Origin of the sequence: Nocardia sp. NPDC052001 (assembly GCF_040680615.1) — a bacterium.
Lineage (GTDB): Bacteria > Actinomycetota > Actinomycetes > Mycobacteriales > Mycobacteriaceae > Nocardia.
In genome coordinates this window covers 63754-79780 of sequence record NZ_JBFAXC010000005.1, presented here as the reverse complement: position 1 = coordinate 79780, position 16027 = coordinate 63754, and the positions used below count along the sequence as shown (strand labels likewise).

11 protein-coding genes are annotated in these 16027 nt (G+C 67.0%); 3 read left to right on the top strand and 8 right to left on the bottom strand.

Annotated elements, in window-relative coordinates:
• Positions 1-13 precede the first annotated feature (13 nt).
• Entirely contained in the window at positions 14-574 is a 561-nt protein-coding gene (locus AB0L82_RS24660) for an NAD(P)H-dependent oxidoreductase (protein WP_364640744.1), read from the top strand.
• Positions 575-625: 51 nt separating this feature from the next.
• Here AB0L82_RS24660 and eccE read toward each other — a convergent pair whose 3' ends face one another.
• Positions 626-2227, bottom strand: coding sequence for a type VII secretion protein EccE (gene eccE, locus AB0L82_RS24655; RefSeq protein ID WP_364640741.1), 1602 nt, complete (start codon positions 2225-2227; stop codon positions 626-628).
• 124 nt (positions 2228-2351) lie between these two features.
• Here eccE and eccB point away from each other — a divergent pair, with 124 nt between their 5' ends.
• Entirely contained in the window at positions 2352-3830 is a 1479-nt protein-coding gene (eccB, locus tag AB0L82_RS24650; RefSeq protein ID WP_364640737.1) for a type VII secretion protein EccB, read from the top strand.
• A gap of 6 nt (positions 3831-3836) precedes the next feature.
• Here the strand turns inward: eccB and mycP are convergent, their stop codons facing one another.
• Positions 3837-5282 (bottom strand): type VII secretion-associated serine protease mycosin, encoded by a 1446-nt coding sequence (mycP, locus tag AB0L82_RS24645; protein ID WP_364640734.1) that lies wholly within the window; start codon positions 5280-5282, stop codon positions 3837-3839.
• 37 nt (positions 5283-5319) lie between these two features.
• Complete coding sequence (gene eccD, locus AB0L82_RS24640) at positions 5320-6780, bottom strand: type VII secretion integral membrane protein EccD (protein WP_364640731.1); 1461 nt, start codon at positions 6778-6780, stop codon at positions 5320-5322.
• A gap of 256 nt (positions 6781-7036) precedes the next feature.
• On the opposite strand from eccD, the gene eccCa reads away from it, so the two are divergent.
• Positions 7037-11056 (top strand): type VII secretion protein EccCa, encoded by a 4020-nt coding sequence (eccCa, locus tag AB0L82_RS24635; protein ID WP_364640728.1) that lies wholly within the window; start codon positions 7037-7039, stop codon positions 11054-11056.
• 86 nt (positions 11057-11142) lie between these two features.
• On the opposite strand, the gene AB0L82_RS24630 is transcribed toward eccCa, so the two are convergent.
• The 5 genes from AB0L82_RS24630 to AB0L82_RS24610 all read right to left on the bottom strand — a co-directional run bounded on the left by AB0L82_RS24630 (position 11143) and on the right by AB0L82_RS24610 (position 16017).
• Positions 11143-11445: a WXG100 family type VII secretion target gene (locus tag AB0L82_RS24630; protein WP_067561747.1), complete on the bottom strand. Its 303-nt coding sequence runs from the start codon at positions 11443-11445 to the stop codon at positions 11143-11145.
• 43 nt (positions 11446-11488) lie between these two features.
• Entirely contained in the window at positions 11489-11818 is a 330-nt protein-coding gene (locus tag AB0L82_RS24625) for a WXG100 family type VII secretion target (RefSeq protein ID WP_364640723.1), read from the bottom strand.
• 165 nt (positions 11819-11983) lie between these two features.
• Positions 11984-13195 carry a hypothetical protein gene (locus tag AB0L82_RS24620; protein WP_364640720.1) on the bottom strand — a complete coding sequence of 404 codons (1212 nt, stop codon included), beginning with the start codon at positions 13193-13195 and terminating at the stop codon, positions 11984-11986.
• 16 nt (positions 13196-13211) lie between these two features.
• The gene (locus tag AB0L82_RS24615) at positions 13212-14426 is read right to left on the bottom strand and encodes a hypothetical protein (protein ID WP_364640717.1); all 1215 of its coding nucleotides are present in this window, start codon (positions 14424-14426) and stop codon (positions 13212-13214) included.
• Between the two features lie 34 nt (positions 14427-14460).
• A complete protein-coding gene (locus tag AB0L82_RS24610; protein ID WP_364640714.1) occupies positions 14461-16017 on the bottom strand; it encodes a serine/threonine-protein kinase in 1557 nt (518 codons plus the stop codon).
• Positions 16018-16027: the final 10 nt, after the last annotated feature.

The window sequence follows — 16027 nt, the reverse complement described above, 5'->3', positions numbered from 1 at the left end:
TTAGGCTCGGCGGGTGAGCACTCCACTGCGGCTTGAGGTAATCGTGGCCAGTGTGCGACCGCAGCGGTTCGCGCCCGTGGTCGCGGACTGGTTCCTGCGCGCGGCGCGGGCGGACGGGCAATTCGAGGTGGGCGTGCTCGATCTGCTCGATACGCCGCTGCCGCTGGATTTGAGCGAAACCGACGAATCCCGTGCGTACTGCGAAAGGATCGCCGCCGCAGACGCTTTCGCGGTGGTCACCTCGGAGTACAACCACGGGTATCCGGCCTCGCTGAAGACCGCGCTCGATACCGCCAAGCGGGAATGGCGGGCCAAGCCGATCGGATTCGTCAGCTACGGCGGGCTTTCCGGCGGATTGCGCGCGGTCGAGCAGTTGCGGCAGGTGGTTGCCGAGATCCATATGGTCTCCATTCGCGAGACCGTGAGCTTCCACGAAGCCAAGCGGAAATTCGATGCGGCGGGGGAGACGCGGGACGGTGCCGCCATCGACGCGGCGGGCCGTCTGCTGCGCCAACTCGGCTGGTGGGGCCGCACTTTGCGCGACGCCCGCGCCGCCGACCCGTACCCGGGCTGATCGGCTCGGTTGATCGCGTCGCCGACAGCGTCCGGGCTGTCCCGTGTGCGATCAGCCGGACAGTGCCGCCGCGCGGGGCTGGCCTATGTAGGTGGATTCGCGGGGGATGGAAACCAGGGTCAGTTCCACGCGGGTGGCTCCGGTGCGGAGCGTGATGCGGTTGCCTCCGGCACCGGGTTGGGTGATGGACAGGTCGGGGCGGGCGCCCGGCCAGCCCAGCGGATCTCCGGCCAGGTAGATGGTGGTGATCCCGGCGTGCGGGGCGGGGGCGAGGACGCCGTCGACCAGCACGGCGGTGAATCCGGCGTCGGATTCGTGGGTGTCGGCGGCCAGGGTGAGTCGTTCCGGATTGCCGATGGTGGTGATCAGCTGTTCCCAGACGTGCGGGCGTTCGGTGCGCAGCAGCACGCTCTCGCCGATGGCCAGGGCGCGGAATACCAGCTGTTGCGCCAGGTACAGTTCGCCCGCCAGGTAGACGCTCGAAATGCCCTGTCCGACAAGGCGGACGGCGACGCCATTGCCGTCATCGTCGGAGCCGACCAGCTGTCCGCAGCCCGCCGAGGGCAGTTCGACGGCCCCGAGATCGGCGATCTCGCGTTCCCGGGTGGGCACGGTGTCGTCCATTCCCGGTGCGGCGAGCGGAAGTTGACCGAGCAGGGCTTCGCGATGCCTGCCGTTCATGGAGATCATGTGCGGTTGCAGTTGCTCCTGCGGCAGTTCGCGCGCGGTGAGCCGCCAGGCCGCGCCGATGCGCACGGTCTCCGCCGAACTGCCGGGGCGCAGCCGGACCGCGACGGTGGTGCCGCGCGAGGGTGGAATCCACAGGCGTGCAAGCTGTTCGGAATCCAGCCGGGCCGGGGCGACCGCCGCGCCGATGTTCACGCTGTTGCCGAGTTCGGCGTAGCGCCAATGCTGGGTGAGTTCGCGCGGATCGTTGCCGCCGGTGATCTGCAGTGTGGCCCTGGTGATTTCGGGCGCGGTGAGAATGCGCGCGGCGCAGTCGGCATCCTCCAGCGTGCGCAGGATGCGCCGAGTGGCGATGGTGACCGCGCGGCACGCGCCGTCCAGTCCGCCGCCGCGCCGGGCGGCGGCGTCCGGGCAGTTCAGAGGATCGAAGGCGATGGCCAGCCAGACGGTGCGGTGCGCGGTGGCGGGCAGCGGGCCGATCAGCGATTCGTAGATGGCACCGGCGGGTGTGCCGGAGCGGCTGCGGTGACCGTGCGAGACGATATCGATGCCCGCCAGCTGAATATCGTGCTGGGTAAGGCTTTTCGCGAGTTCGGGCAGCGGCAGCAGGTGTGCGGCGCGGACCGTGCCGCGATCCAGCCGGGTCAATCCGCCCCGGGGCGGGAGTATCTCGACCACGGCCACCACGCGGCTGCCGTCCCGGAAGATCCCCAGGGAGCGGCCGTCGGCGGCGCGATGGTCGATGAGCTCGGCGACGGGGCGCGGGCGGCGGGCGCGAAAGCGCAGGCGGGTGCCGATCCATTCGGAAACTGGTCGTTTGCCAAGGGGTAAAAACAAGACCAGTCCGAATGCTATGGCGACCCCGAACGCGATCCAGAACGGCGTTCCGCACAGCACCGCGACGCACAGCACGGCCACCGCGGTCATCTCCGCGACCAGCAGGTTCACCATGCCCGTCCGAGCCATATTCGTCCCCCAACTGCCGGGCCCGGCCGCGCCGATCCGAGTCCTGCGCGTGGCCGAGTGCGAATGCGGATTCCCGGGAACTGTACTGTGTGCGTCGAACGCAATCACTGGTCGGGGGAGTTTTATGCCTTCAAAACCGACGACGCGATGGCAGGTCAGCGGCTATCGCTTTCTGGTTCGCCGCATGGAACACGCCCTGGTGCGCAGGGACGTGCGGATGCTGCACGACCCGATGCGCTCGCAGAGCCGGGCATTCAGCGTCGGGCTCATCCTGGCGTGCGTCGCGCTCGCGGGTTGCGGAGTGCTTGCTCTGCTGCGGCCGCAGGACAAGATCGGGTCGAACAAGATCCTCATCGGCAAGGACACCGGCGCGGTCTACGTGGTCATCGACAATGTGGTGCATCCGGCGCTGAACCTCGCCTCGGCGCGGCTGGCGGCGGGGGAGGCCGCCAAACCGGCGACGGTGAAGGAATCGGAGCTGAGCAAGAAGCCGCGCGGGCAGCTCATCGGTATTCCAGGGGCGCCCGCGACGCTGAATTTCGAGGCCAAGAGCAATGGCCGGGGCTGGACCGTCTGCGATGTGCTCGCCAATGACGGCAGCCGGACCCTCACCACCTCCGTGCTCGCCGGTGATCCGGTGCTCGGGGAGAAGGCCTCCGCACTGGAATCGGGGAAAGCGCTGCTGGTGCAGGGGCGCGATCACACCTATCTGATCTACGACAATCATCGCGCCCAGCTGGATATGAACGATCGCGCGGTGGTGGACGCCCTCGATATTCGCGGGCACACCCCGCGCCCGATCAGTGAGGGACTGCTCAACGCGATTCCCGAGGTGCTGCCCATCGTGCCGCCGCAGATCGCGAATGCCGGTGCCGCGCCCAACTATTCGATCGGCGACCATCGCATCGGCGATGTGGTGCGGGTGCGCACGGACAGCCGGAACTACGTGGTGCTCGTCGATGGGCTGCAACCGGTGTCGCCGCTGACCGCCGACATCGTGCGCAATGCCTACCGGTCCATGGCCGATGACGATCACATCGCGCAGGCCGATCGCACCGGGGCGCCGGTGTCTTCGGCGCTGCCGGTCGCCGACTATCCGGACCGGGCCCCCGGAATCGTCGACGGCAAGGATCAGCCGGTGGATTGTCTGGCCTGGCAACCGGTTCGGGCCGCCGACAAGTCCGACGGCAGCAAACACGCCGATCTGACCGTGCTCACCGGCCATGCCGTGCCGATTCCCGATCGCGCCCGGCCGGTGCCGCTCGCACAGGCCGATGGCAATGGGCCGGAAGTGGATTCGTTCTATCTGAAGCCCGGTGCCGGGGCCTATGTGCAGACCACCGGGCTGGAACCGGACAGTCAGCGACGGGACAGCCTGTTCTTCGTCTCCGATTACGGTGTGCGCTACGGCATCCGGAATCTCGACGCCGCGAAATCCCTCGGCATGGACCCGGAATCGGTGCGGCCGGAACCCGCGCCGTGGCCGATCGTCGGACTGCTCGCGCCGGGGCCGACCTTGAGTCGCGAGGCCGCGATGGTCGCGCACGATGGCGTAGCACCGGATCCGAATCCCGCCGGGGAACCGGTCAAGACGCAGAACTGAAGGGGCTCAGGCGTCGTCGGAGTGCACGCCGAAACGGCGGCGCAGCGGGAATGAGGCCAGGAAGCCGAGAATGCCCAGCAGGCAGACGATTCCGGTGCCGATGAGCGCCACATCGCGGGCGGTGTTATCCGGCGTCGGCGCGGCGGCGGGAATGGCCAGCTGCCGGTCCTTGGCGGCGCTGGGCTGTTTCGGCGGGAGGTCTTTCGGCGTTTCCGCGGTGAGCGCGGCGATGGGGTCGACCGCGCCGTAGCCGACATACGGATTCCAGCCCTCGCCCGGTGCGTGCGCGGTGGCCTCGATGCGCCTGATGATCTCGCGCGCGGGCATATCGGGGAACCGGGAACGCAGCAGCGCCGCGACGCCGGAGACATAGGGCGCGGCGAAACTCGTTCCGCTGTAACGGTTCACCTGACCCTGATTGGTGAACTTGGCGGTGGTCAGGCCGGGACCGCGCGGGTCGAGGGAGATGACGTCCTCGCCCGGCGCGGCCACCCCGACCCAGGGGCCGGGCACGGTGAATTTCGAGGGCTGGCCGAACGCGTCGATGGAGCCGACCGACAGCACGTACTCGTCCCACCACGCCGGGGTCACGTACGAGGTGATGTGATTCCAGAGATCCTCGTTCGGATGCAGCGGATCGAAGCCCGGATTACTCGCCTTGCAGGTGTCGGTATTGCCCGCCGACGTCACGATGACGACATCCTTGTCGACCGCCGCGTACTGCACGGCCGCGCCGAGCATGCCCATCTCGGTGCTCTCGGGTTCCTTTGTGGGACAGGCGACCAGGGAGATATTGACGACCCGGGCCCCGGCGTCGGCGGCGCGGCGAATGGCCGAGGCCAGGGCGGAGATCTTGCCGTAGCCGTCCGGCATATCGTCGGGGCCTTTGTCCCGGCCCGCGCCCTCGGCCTGGTACATGGCGCTGGTCTGCCGGATGGTCATGATCCGGGCCTCCGGAGCGACGCCCGCGAAGCCCTCTCCCGCACGCTGATTCGCGGCGATGAGACCGGCGACGATGGTGCCGTGCGCATCGCAGTCCTCGGTGCCGTCACCGGCATTTGCGACATAGTCACCGCCCGCGATGAGACCCGGCAGGCGCGGATGCGGGGCGACGCCGGTATCGATGACCGCGACCAATTGTCCGGCGCCACGCGAGAATTGCCATGCGTGGTCGAGGTCCAAGGCGCGCTGCGTCGGTGGAATCGTTGGGCCGTCACCACCCGCCTGCGTGCTGATGCAGGGCGAATTCGCGGGATGCTCGGTCTTACCCGGCGGGGCGGCCGGACCACCCGGTGGCAGCAGGCCGGGATTGATCGCCGGGGGCCGATCCGCCTGTGCGGCAACGGGCTCCACCGCCGGGCCCGCCGCGATCGCCAGCACCGCCCCGGCGGTGACAACGCGCATCGCGCGCGCCCGGAAGACCCTGACATTCACGTGCTTGCTGCCCGCCACTTGTAGCCGCTATGCGCGCGAGGGCGATTCGATCCGCTCACAGCCCGCGCACCAGGGCGTACAGACCGGTTACCCAGAAGACCAGGGGGACGACGGCGGCGACGAAGGCGTATTCGAGGAGTTCCACCGCGCGGCGCATGGGCGGGGTGGCCTGCCGGCGCGGGACGATGATGCCGAGTACCAGGGCGGCCACCAGGATCAGCAGTGCCAGGCCGAAGACGGTGAGCGGCTGGTGGATCAGGAAGGCCGCGCCACCCAGCAGGATCAGCAGGATCGCCGTACCGCCCGCTATCAGGATCACCGCCTGTTCCGCGCCCGCGTAGGTGCGACTGCGGAACATGAGGACGGCCGCGCACACCAGGGCGAGGGCCAGACCCGGCCAGTAGCGATTGTCCGCGCCGGGATCGGTCGCGGCGAGCGCGCCCGCCGCGGTCACCAGCGTGGTGGCGGTGACCAATCCGGCCAGATATTCGCGTGCGCGCTGGGATTTGGCGCGCAGGGCGGCCATGGTCGGCAGGGCGCGGTGATCGTCCGGATCGTCCTCGGTGGGGTCGATCGGGGTGCCGGGGGCGGGCACCGGAGGCAGCGGCAGTTTGGCCAGCAGCATGGAAAGCCTTGGGGCCAGCGACAATCCGGCCAGACCGAGGGCGGCCGCACCCGCGCCGATGGCCTTGCCGGGCACATGGCCGAGCAGTCCGAGCAGGCTCGCCGGGATGAGGTAGACCGCGAGGGTGGTCGCGCCGATGAACACCCCGAGGCCGACGCCGCTCACCCGCCACGCGAGAATCGCTGTGGCAGCGGTCAATACGGCCCCGAGCAGCAGATTGGCCCAGCCGTAATGGCCGGGGACGAACAGCATGCCCGCGCTGAACGCGGCGGGTAGGGCGCAGCCGCCCAGCACCAGTGCGCTCGCGGTATCGGAGTACATGCGGCTCAGCACCATGCTGGAGATGACCAGCAGGACCGCGATGAACAGCGCGACCGTGCCGCTCACCCAGCCGGGGATGGCATCGGGTGCGGCGAGCAGGCCGAGGCAGCCGGTCAGCATGGTCAGCACGGCCAGGATCGAACCGGTCAGCCGGGCGGTGCGCGGTGTCCAGCCGCGGAAATGATCGGCGTCCGCGATGGCGACGTTGTACATGATGTCGTCGAACAGCGGGGTGGGCGCGGTGTGCTCGGCGCTCTCCAGCATGAGCAGTTCACCGTCGTGCACGCCCTGTTCGGCCAGGCTGAGCGAATTGGAGAGCGGCGGGCGGCCGATGCGGGCCAGCACCCATTCGTGCGGTTCGAACTGTTCGCCGTCATTGTCGAAGTCATTGGCGAGGCTGTGCTGGGCGACCATATCGACCACGCTGGGAATGACCAGTGCCACCGGCACATCCACCGGGATGGCCATATCGACCTGGGTGTGCTTGGCGAGCAGGGTGACCCGGGCCAGATCGGGCGCACGAACCAGACCGCGCGCGTCATCGATATGGTCCATGCGCTGCTGGGTCACCGGGCCTCGACTCGCGGCTGGGTCCGATGGCCACTACGCGGCTGGGTCCGATGGCCACTACGCGGCTGTGTCACGCTGCTGCCCCCAAACGTCGGTGCGCTCTGTGAGTCCTCATCGGCGCGCGGGAACACGTGCTGCGCCGGACGGTATTTCTCGACTGAGATGCGTAAATGCTGCCCAGACTGTACGGCATCGAGGTCGCCGGTCGTACACTGAGCCCGCAATTCCAGACACGCGATGGGGGATTCCGCACGCGATGAGCACCGTCCGTTTCCAGCGCCGTCCACGCCGGGAGATTCCGCGCTCACCGGGCGGCGAGGTGACGCTACAGCCGCCGCCGGAGATTCCTCGCAACATTCCGGCGAACCTGTTCGGCAAGCTCATGCCGGTGGTCATGGGCGTCGGCATGCTGGGCATGGTCGTGCTCATGTTCACCTCGGGCAGCGGTCTCGCGAGCAATCCCATGAGCCTGATGTTCCCGATGATGATGGTGTTCTCCATGGTCGGCATGTATGCCGGTCAGGGCGGTAAAGGGCAGAAGGCCGCGGAGGCGAACGAGGACCGCAAGGACTATCTGCGCTATCTGGATCAGGTGCGCCGCGATGTCGAGGAGACCGCCGCGCAGCAGCGCGCCGCGGTCGAGTGGAGCCATCCCGAACCCGGGCTCATCTGGATGCTCGCGGGGACCACGCGCATGTGGGAGCGACGTCCCGGCGACAAGGATTTCTGCCATGCCCGCATCGGCCTCGGCGGCCAGCGTCTGGCCACCCGGCTGGTGGCGCCGGAGACCGGTCCGGTGGAGGAGCTGGAGCCGATAGCTGCGGTGTCGCTGAGACGCTTCGTCCGAACCCATTCGACGGTTCCGGATCTGCCAACCGCGCTCGCGGTGAAGGGCTTCGCGAGCGTGCAGCTCACCGGAGACCGGGCACAGGCCCGCGAGATGACGCGGGCAATGCTAGTACAGCTGGCCATGTTCCAGGGGCCGGATCAGGTACTCATCGCCGTCGTCTGCGGTCCCGACACCGCCCGCGAATGGGAATGGGTGAAATGGCTGCCGCACAGCCAGCATCCGGACGCGCAGGACGGGGTGGGCAGCGAGCGCATGGTGTTCGGGTCCATTCGCGAAGCGCACGCGAGCCTCGCGCCGCTGCTGTACAACCGGGTGCGGTATTCGCGTAATCAGCCGCCCAATCCGAATCTGGTGCAGATCGTGCTGGTGGTGGACGGCGGACTGCTGGAGGCCGAGGAAGATCCGTTGCGCGAGAACGGTTTCGAAGGCGTCACCATCGTCGACCTGTGCGGGTACGCGCCGCGACTGGCCGCCTCGCGCGGTATTCAGATGCTGGTGGAGAACGGGGAATGCGCCGGGCGCGGACCGTCCGGGGCCATGGAGCGGTTCGCCGTCATCGATCGCATCGGTGCGCGCGAGGCCGAACAGGCGGCGCGTCGGCTCGCGCCGTACCGGGCGGCCGTACAGCGCGCCGGGGACTCCGGTGGTGAAGAGGGCGAGGTCATTTCGAGCTGGGCGCAACTGCTCGGTCTCGGCGACATCGGCACCTTCAACCCGGAGAATTCCTGGCAGCCGCGCTACGGCCGCGAGCGGCTGCGGGTGCCGTTCGGCGTCGGCGCGGACGGGCTGCCGGTGGTGCTGGATATCAAGGAGGCCGCCGAGGGCGGTATGGGACCGCACGGGTTGTGCATCGGCGCGACCGGTTCCGGAAAATCGGAATTCCTTCGCACACTGGTGCTTTCGCTCATCGCCACGCATTCACCCGATCAGCTCAATTTCGTACTGGTGGACTTCAAGGGCGGTGCGACCTTCCTCGGATTGGAGGGCGTCGCGCACGTCGCGGCCATCATCACCAATCTCGAGGAAGAGGCCGATCTCGTCGAGCGCATGCGGGACGCGCTCGCCGGTGAGATGAACCGCCGGCAGGAAGTACTGCGCGCGGCGGGCAATTTCGCCAATGTCTCCGAATACGAGAAGGCGCGGGCCGCCGGGGCGGATCTCGATCCCATGCCCGCGCTGTTCGTGGTGCTGGACGAATTCTCCGAATTGCTCTCGCAGCACCCGGATTTCGCGGAACTGTTCACCATGATCGGACGACTGGGGCGGTCACTGCATGTGCACCTGCTGCTCGCCTCGCAGCGGCTGGAGGAAGGGCGGCTCAAGGGACTGGAGAGCCACCTGTCCTATCGCATCGGGTTGAAGACGTTCTCCGCCAATGAATCCCGGCAGGTGCTCGGTGTTCCGGACGCCTACAATCTGCCGGGCAATCCCGGCGGCGGTTATCTGAAATCCGACTCCGGGGAGATCGTGCGGTTCCAATCCGCCTATGTTTCCGGGCCTTATGCGGGTGTCGGCGCGCAACGTGAACTCGCCGCGGACGCCTTCGACGGCGATATCGACATCACCGCACGGCCGTTCACGGCCACCCATGTGGATTTCCGTGCGGAGGACCATATTCCGCTGCCGGTGCGGGCCGCCGAGTTGGAGCTGCCGCCGGAGGCCGAACAGGTCTCCAACCTGCAAATGCTGGTATCGCGGGTACGCGAGCACGGGCGGCCCGCGCACGAGATCTGGCTGCCGCCACTGGATGCCGCGCCCACGCTGGATCAACTGGTGCCGCGCTCGGTGCTCACCGGGGACTGGAATCCGATCGCGCTGCTGCGCGCGCCCATCGGCATCGTGGACCGGCCGTACGATCAGCGCCGCGATCCCATGGTGGTGGACCTGTCCGGATCGCGCGGCAATGTGGCGGTGGTGGGCGGGCCGCAGTCCGGTAAGTCGACGGCCTTGCGCTCGCTGGTCATGGGAATGTCGTTGACGCACACCGCGGAACAGGCGCAGTTCTATCTGCTGGACTTCGGCGGCGGCACCCTGGTCGGGCTGGAGGGGCTGCCGCACGTCGGCACCGTCGCCAGCCGGATGGAGGGGGATAAGGTGCGCCGCACCGTCGCCGAGATGGTGACGATCGTGCGGCAGCGCGAGGCCCGATTCCGGCAGCTCGGCATCGAATCCATGGCGGAATTCCGGCGATTGCGGTCCGTGGCGGCGGCCACCAGCGCCGCGGCGGCCGGGGCGCACGAGGACCAGTTCGGGGACGCTTTCCTGGTGATCGACGGATACGGCACCTTCCGGCAGGAATTCGAGGCGCTGGAACAGACCGTCATGAACCTTGCGGTGCAGGGACTTTCGTACGGCGTGCACGTGGTGATCTCGCTCGCGCGCTGGCCGGAGGCGCGACCCGCGCTCAAGGATCAGATCGGCACCCGCATCGAACTGCGGCTCGGCGATCCGATGGATTCGGACCTCGGGCGCAAATTCGCGGCGCTGGTACCGCAGGGGCGGCCCGGTCGCGGTATGACCGCGGATCTGCTGCATATGCTCACCGCGCTCCCGCGCGTGGACGGCGACCCGAATCCGACGACATTGGGAATCGGTGTGGCGCAGGCGGTTTCGGCCATCGCCGAACGTACGCCCGGCCGCCCCGCCCCGCGCGTGCGCATGCTGCCGGAGCGTCTGCCCCGCGAGGAATTGCCAGCGCTGGCACCCGCTCCTGGAAATGACACCGACCAACCGACGCTGCGCTTCCCGATCGGCATCAACGAATCAGAGCTCGCCCCGGTGTACCTGGACTTCGCGACGAGTCCGCATTTCGTGATCATCGGCGACTCGGAGAGCGGTAAGACAACGCTGTTGCGCTCGATCGTTCAATCCATCTGCGCGACCAATACTCCCGACCGAGCCCGCATCATCATGGGTGACTACCGCCGCACCATGCTGGGCACCGTACCGCAGGGCTATCTCGCCGGATACGGTTCCACCGCACCGCAATTCACCCGGCAGATGGCCGATCTCGCGGCGTATGTCACCCAGCGCATGCCCGGCCCGGACGTCACCCCGCAGCAGCTCAAGGACCGCTCCTGGTGGAAGGGCCCGGAGCTGTACGTGATCGTCGATGACTACGACCTGGTCGCCACCGCCACCGGCAACCCCATGCACGCCCTCGTCGATCACCTCGCACACGCCCGCGACCTCGGCTTCCACCTGATCATCGCCCGCCGCTCCGGCGGTGCGGGCCGCGCCCTGTACGAGGCGACGCTCAACCGCATGAAGGAACTCAACTCCGCGGCCCTGATCATGAGCACCAGCCGCGAGGAAGGCATCCTCTTCGGCAATACTCGGCCGTCCTTGATGCCCCCGGGCCGAGGCACCTACGTCACCCGCTCCGGCGAGGACCTCGTCCAACTCGGCTGGCTCCCACCCGCCTGACCGGTGCTACGCCCCGCCATTCCCCAGCGACGACAGCGCGCCCCGACTCTTGTCGGGGCGCGCTCTGTTTCTCTTGTGCGTTCGGTTCAGAACAGGCCCGCGAGGGCGATGTCCTTGGCCTGGAGTTCGGCATTGCCGGTGCGGACCAGGGTGCCGGCGCCGCTGAGGGTGGCGTTGAGCTGGGCGACGTGGGTGTTCCACATGCGCTGCATATCGGCGAAGGCCTCGTTGGTCGAGCCCTTCCAGTTGTTGGTGACGAATTCCTCCACGCTGCGGTGGAAAGCTTCGAGCTGGTCGCGAATGTGCTCGGCACGGCGGATGACCGAGTTGGCGCCGTCGGCGACGCCTTCGAAGTGGGCGGAGATGACCTGGCCGTTGGCTGCTGCCATGGTGGTGTCCTTTTCGGAAGGAGAGGAAGGAAGGGGGAGCGATTTAGACCGGGGGCAGGTCGAGGCTGGAGACCTGCGCGTTGATCTGGGACTTGTAGTCCTGGTCGTGCTCTTCGTAATTGGAGCCGACGCGGATCAGGTTCTCGGCGGTCTGCGCCAGCTTGTCGTTGAGCTTGTCGGCCTGGAAGTAGTACCGCTCCATGAAGGCGTTGAAGGCGTCCCGTGCCCCACCCTGCCAATTCGAGCCGACCGTCATGGCGTCCTCATCGCGCTTGAGATCCGCGATGGCGTGCATGAGCATGTCGTGGGTCTTCTTGAACTCCTGGGCCTTGGCCTGGATGAGCTCATTACTGGCTTCGAATGCACCGGCCACCGGTGCCTCCTTTCGATTATGTACCGCACACTGCGCGAGCGGGAGACCTCGTACAACCTGATTAGACGGAAGTCACGGCCCGGCGGTTCCACCCCTGTTACAGCAATTCGCCAGCACACTACCCAAGGACCGGTCCCTGTGACCAGTGCGTACGTCACAAAGGGGTTACCACGTGCTATTGGCCAGCAATGCGTACTGGGCGTTCGCTCGCTGATGCACATCGGCGAGTTGGTCGCCTTCGACCGTCGCTACGTAGCGGCGATATGTCACCGCGCACCGGTAACGTTTGGTGTAGAAATTGTCCTTTTTCGTGCGTTCGCCACATATCGCATTCGGCAGCGCCGACGGTGCGCCGGTCGCCCCGGGATATGCCTTGGTCAGAATCAATCCGGCGAGTGCGCGAGCCTGCGCGGTATCGCGTGCTCGATACAGCAGCGTGGTATTGGACATCTCCGTACTGTTGGCCACGCGATCCACGCCGTTCTCGTCGAATACGTGCCGCCAATAGGCTTGATCCGTCAGCTGATTCAGGAATCCATGCGTTTCGGAGACGTACTGACTGGTGGTGTCGGGATTGCCCAGGCCACTGGGATTCAGGGTGCGCCGCAACATGTCGTCGGGGTCGTACGGCAGCCGCAGCGCGTCCTCCTTGCTCAGCGCCGCCAGCCCGTCCAGCAGTCCCAGCTGCACGTCATACGCCCGTTCGGTGAGAGCGGTGAGCTGAGTCAGGTCCGGTGCGGGCAGGCCGACCACCAGATCGACGACGTATTTCCCGTGGGCGAGCCGGGATCCGAGCGACGGTTGATCCGGTCGCCAATGTGCGTGCGCCGCCGGATATTTCGACAGCGTGACCGGCTGATTGGCCGCGGCGGCGACCCCGAAATCCGCCGCCTCCATCTCCCGCGCGGCCTTGTCCGCCGCCGCCTCGGTGGCGAATTGCACGACGGTGAGTGCCGCGAAAGTGATGTTATCGGGCAGCTTTCCGTCACTGTCGACCGATTTCTCGGCGGTGCTCGCGGCCGCCCCGAACAACATGCCATTATCGGCCAGCACCGCTCGCGAGGATTTCGCGAGCAGATTGCCTTTGTCCGGATCGATGAACGCCCGCATTCCCGTGCCGTAGGTCAACCGCGGATCGATATCCGAGCCATTCGCCAGCTTATCGGCCAGCCGCGTGGCCGCCAGATTGAAGCCCTTCCCCAGATCGGGGTAGTAGATGAACCGCTCTTCCAGCGGACCGGTGGCGTATTTGCCGACATCCAGTGTCCGCACATCGATTTCACCCGGCTGCGCGGAACCGCCGACATTCGATCCGCAACCGGCGGTCAGGAGCGCGGCCATCAGCACTACCGCGCCGCGAATTCGACTGGTGCGCATTACAGTTACCCCCATATCAGTGCGCATTGACCAGTAGCGCGTATTGCGCGGCGATGCGCTGCTGTGCGTCCAGCAATTGATTGGCCGACACTTCCGCGGCATAGCGGCCGTAGGAGACGAAGCAGTAGTGCGCGATTATTCCCACACCCGGCCCGATATATTTGCGGCACTTGGCATTCGGCAGGTTCTTCGGGGAGTCCACCGGCCGGAATCGGCGCGAGGTCGCGCTGTGCGCGTCGACGATCCGTGCCGCACCCGCCGCATCTCGCGCCCGGAAGAGGTAGTTGCCGCGCCATGCGACGCGGTCCACCCCGGCCTCGTCGAAGAGTTTCTCCTCATCCGCGCCCTGTACCAATTGGAGTCCGCCGCGCCGGTCGTAGATGCCGGGGATGCCGGCCTGCGAGGGATCGGCGAGCACCGTCGGCAACGAGCGGGCCAGCACCCCGTCCGGATCCACCGGGATACCCAGCAATGCGTCCAGCGGGGTGACCGGGAATTTCGCGAGGGCGGGCGGGATCACATCCAGGCTGCGCCGCACGCGCGCCGCCATTTTCGTGAGATCGCGTTCATGGATTTCCGCCATCACGCTGTCGAAGATATTGGTGAGAATGACGAATCTGCCGGTGGCGTACCAGGATCGGAACGGGCCGCCATTGCCCTTCTCGACCAGTGCGTACGCCGCCGGATACCCGTCGATCGGCACCCGCTCCGCACCCGGTGTGCTGGCGAAGTCCGCCTGCCCGAGCACGGGCGCGGCGGCGCTCGCGGACTGCTCGTCGGTGAAGAGCAGCACGATATTCTCCAGCTCGTAGGAGAGCGAGATCTTCTCGTCGGATTTACCGCTGGTCACGAATCCGCTCATGAATCCCGATGCGGCGGAATTCAATACGGCCGCATCGGCGTGCACCCGGTTGTGGATCGCGGCGGAGCTGAGATCGACGAAACTGCGCACCACCACGCTCATGGCCTGTGCGGGGTACTTCACCTCGGGATCGACCTCGGACGGCAGCGGGATATAGCTCGCCAGCCGCAGTGCCTCCATCAATTTGGCGTGATCCGTGGACACCGGCTTGTCGTAGAACTTCGGTGTGGTGGTGTTGTTACCCACATCGAGGGTGCTCACATCCACCACCGGCTCCGCCGGTGCGGCCGTATCCGATCCGCAGGCGGCGGTCCCCGCCACCACCATCGCGATACCGGCGGCCGATAGCGCGCGACCGAACCTTCCCATGGTTCCCCTCCCCGGCCCGCTATGCGGGCACTCCCTATTTGATCTGGTTGTGCAGCACCGGGACCAGCTTGTTCAGCAGCATCTGCTCCGATTCCGGGGTCCAATTGCGCATGGCCGCGACGGCGGCCGCGTCGTCCAGCGTCACCACGACGGCGTGCGAACCGGTGATCTCACTGGGCAGCCCGAGCTGTCCACCGCCACCGGCCTTGTCATCGCTGCGGACGGCGACGATATAGGAGTCGTCTTTCACCTTCAGTGAGCCGTAGCCGGTGGCGGGACGCGGTGAGGTCTCATCGCCGACGGGCTCGTATTCGGAGTTGTAGACGAAGCCCAGCCGCGTCATGAACTTCGCCTGTTCGGTCCCGGTCAGGTAGATGGCGTATTTGGCGGACAGCGTCCCCTGCGTGACGTCGACCAGGGTGATGGATTTGCCCGCGAACGCGGGATTATCGCTGCGCGCCTTGTCCATCGACATGGGCGCGGCGGTGGTCGTGACAACGGCGGCGGGTGTCGAAGCGGGTTCGTCGTTATTGCCGCGCAAGACGATCGCGCTGATTCCGACGGCCAGCGCCACCACGATCACCGCGGCCGCCGAGCCCAGATAGAGGGTCCTGCGCCCCGTGCGATCGGCCGAATCGGGTTCGGAAAGCGCTGTGCGGCTTGTTGTCGCATCACTGCGCCCGAACAGCCCGGATGCGCCGACCTGAATCGGATGGGTCGGTGAGGTGTTCGTCGACACCGGATTGTGCCCGGGAGTCAGCGCATTCGCGGCCGCCTCGGTGAATTCCCTGGAGCTGTTGAAGCGTTCGGCCGGATTCTTGGCCAGGGCGCGTTCGAGCACCTGGTCCAGGGCCGCGGGCAGCTGCGGGTTCACCGTCGTCACGCGGGGCGGCGGTTCGTGCAGATGTCCCATCATCACCAGCGCGGGCTGGGTTGCCGGATAGGGGTTCTGGCCGGTGATCAGCTTGTAGAACGAGCAGGCCAGGCTGTACAGATCGGAGCGATGATCGAGCGGCTCCCCGGAGAGCTGCTCCGGCGACGCGTAGGCGATGGTGGCGACGAAACTGCCGGTCTGGGTGAGCTCGACCGTGTCATCGGTGGATTTGGCGACCCCGAAATCGGCGAGCAGCGCGCGCTCGTCCTCCCCGTCGACATGCGACAGCAGGAAGTTGGCGGGCTTGATATCGCGGTGCAGCAGGCCCTTTCGATGCGCGTAGTCCAGTCCGCTGCCGACCTGGCCGATAATGCTCAGTGCGCGTAGCGGATTCATGGCGGTCGGATCGCGTTTGAGTTCCGCGGCGGCATCGGTGCCCTCCACGTACTGCATGGCGATCCAGAGCTGACCGTTCTCCTCGCCGCGATTGTGCACCGCGACGATATTCGGATGATCAAGTCCGGCAACGAGATTGGCTTCGCGCTCGAAGCGGCGGCGGAACTCCCCGTCGCGGGAAAGATCGGCGGAGAGCACCTTGAGCGCGTCCATGCGCGGCAGGCTCGGATGTTTGGCGAGATAGACGGTGCCCATCCCGCCGGAGCCGAGTACGCGCTCGATCCGGTAACCGCCGACGATGACGCCCGGACTCATCGCCATGGCTGGAACC

Bases quoted from the DNA above. Each gene is read 5' to 3' on its own strand.
- eccE (WP_364640741.1), bottom strand. From the start codon at position 2,227: ATGGCTCGGACGGGCATGGTGAACCTGCTGGTCGCGGAGATGACCGCG.
- eccB (WP_364640737.1), top strand. From the start codon at position 2,352: ATGCCTTCAAAACCGACGACGCGATGGCAGGTCAGCGGCTATCGCTTT.
- eccCa (WP_364640728.1), top strand. From the start codon at position 7,037: ATGAGCACCGTCCGTTTCCAGCGCCGTCCACGCCGGGAGATTCCGCGC.
- AB0L82_RS24630 (WP_067561747.1), bottom strand. From the start codon at position 11,445: ATGGCAGCAGCCAACGGCCAGGTCATCTCCGCCCACTTCGAAGGCGTC.
- AB0L82_RS24620 (WP_364640720.1), bottom strand. From the start codon at position 13,195: ATGCGCACCAGTCGAATTCGCGGCGCGGTAGTGCTGATGGCCGCGCTC.
- AB0L82_RS24615 (WP_364640717.1), bottom strand. From the start codon at position 14,426: ATGGGAAGGTTCGGTCGCGCGCTATCGGCCGCCGGTATCGCGATGGTG.
- AB0L82_RS24610 (WP_364640714.1), bottom strand. From the start codon at position 16,017: ATGGCGATGAGTCCGGGCGTCATCGTCGGCGGTTACCGGATCGAGCGC.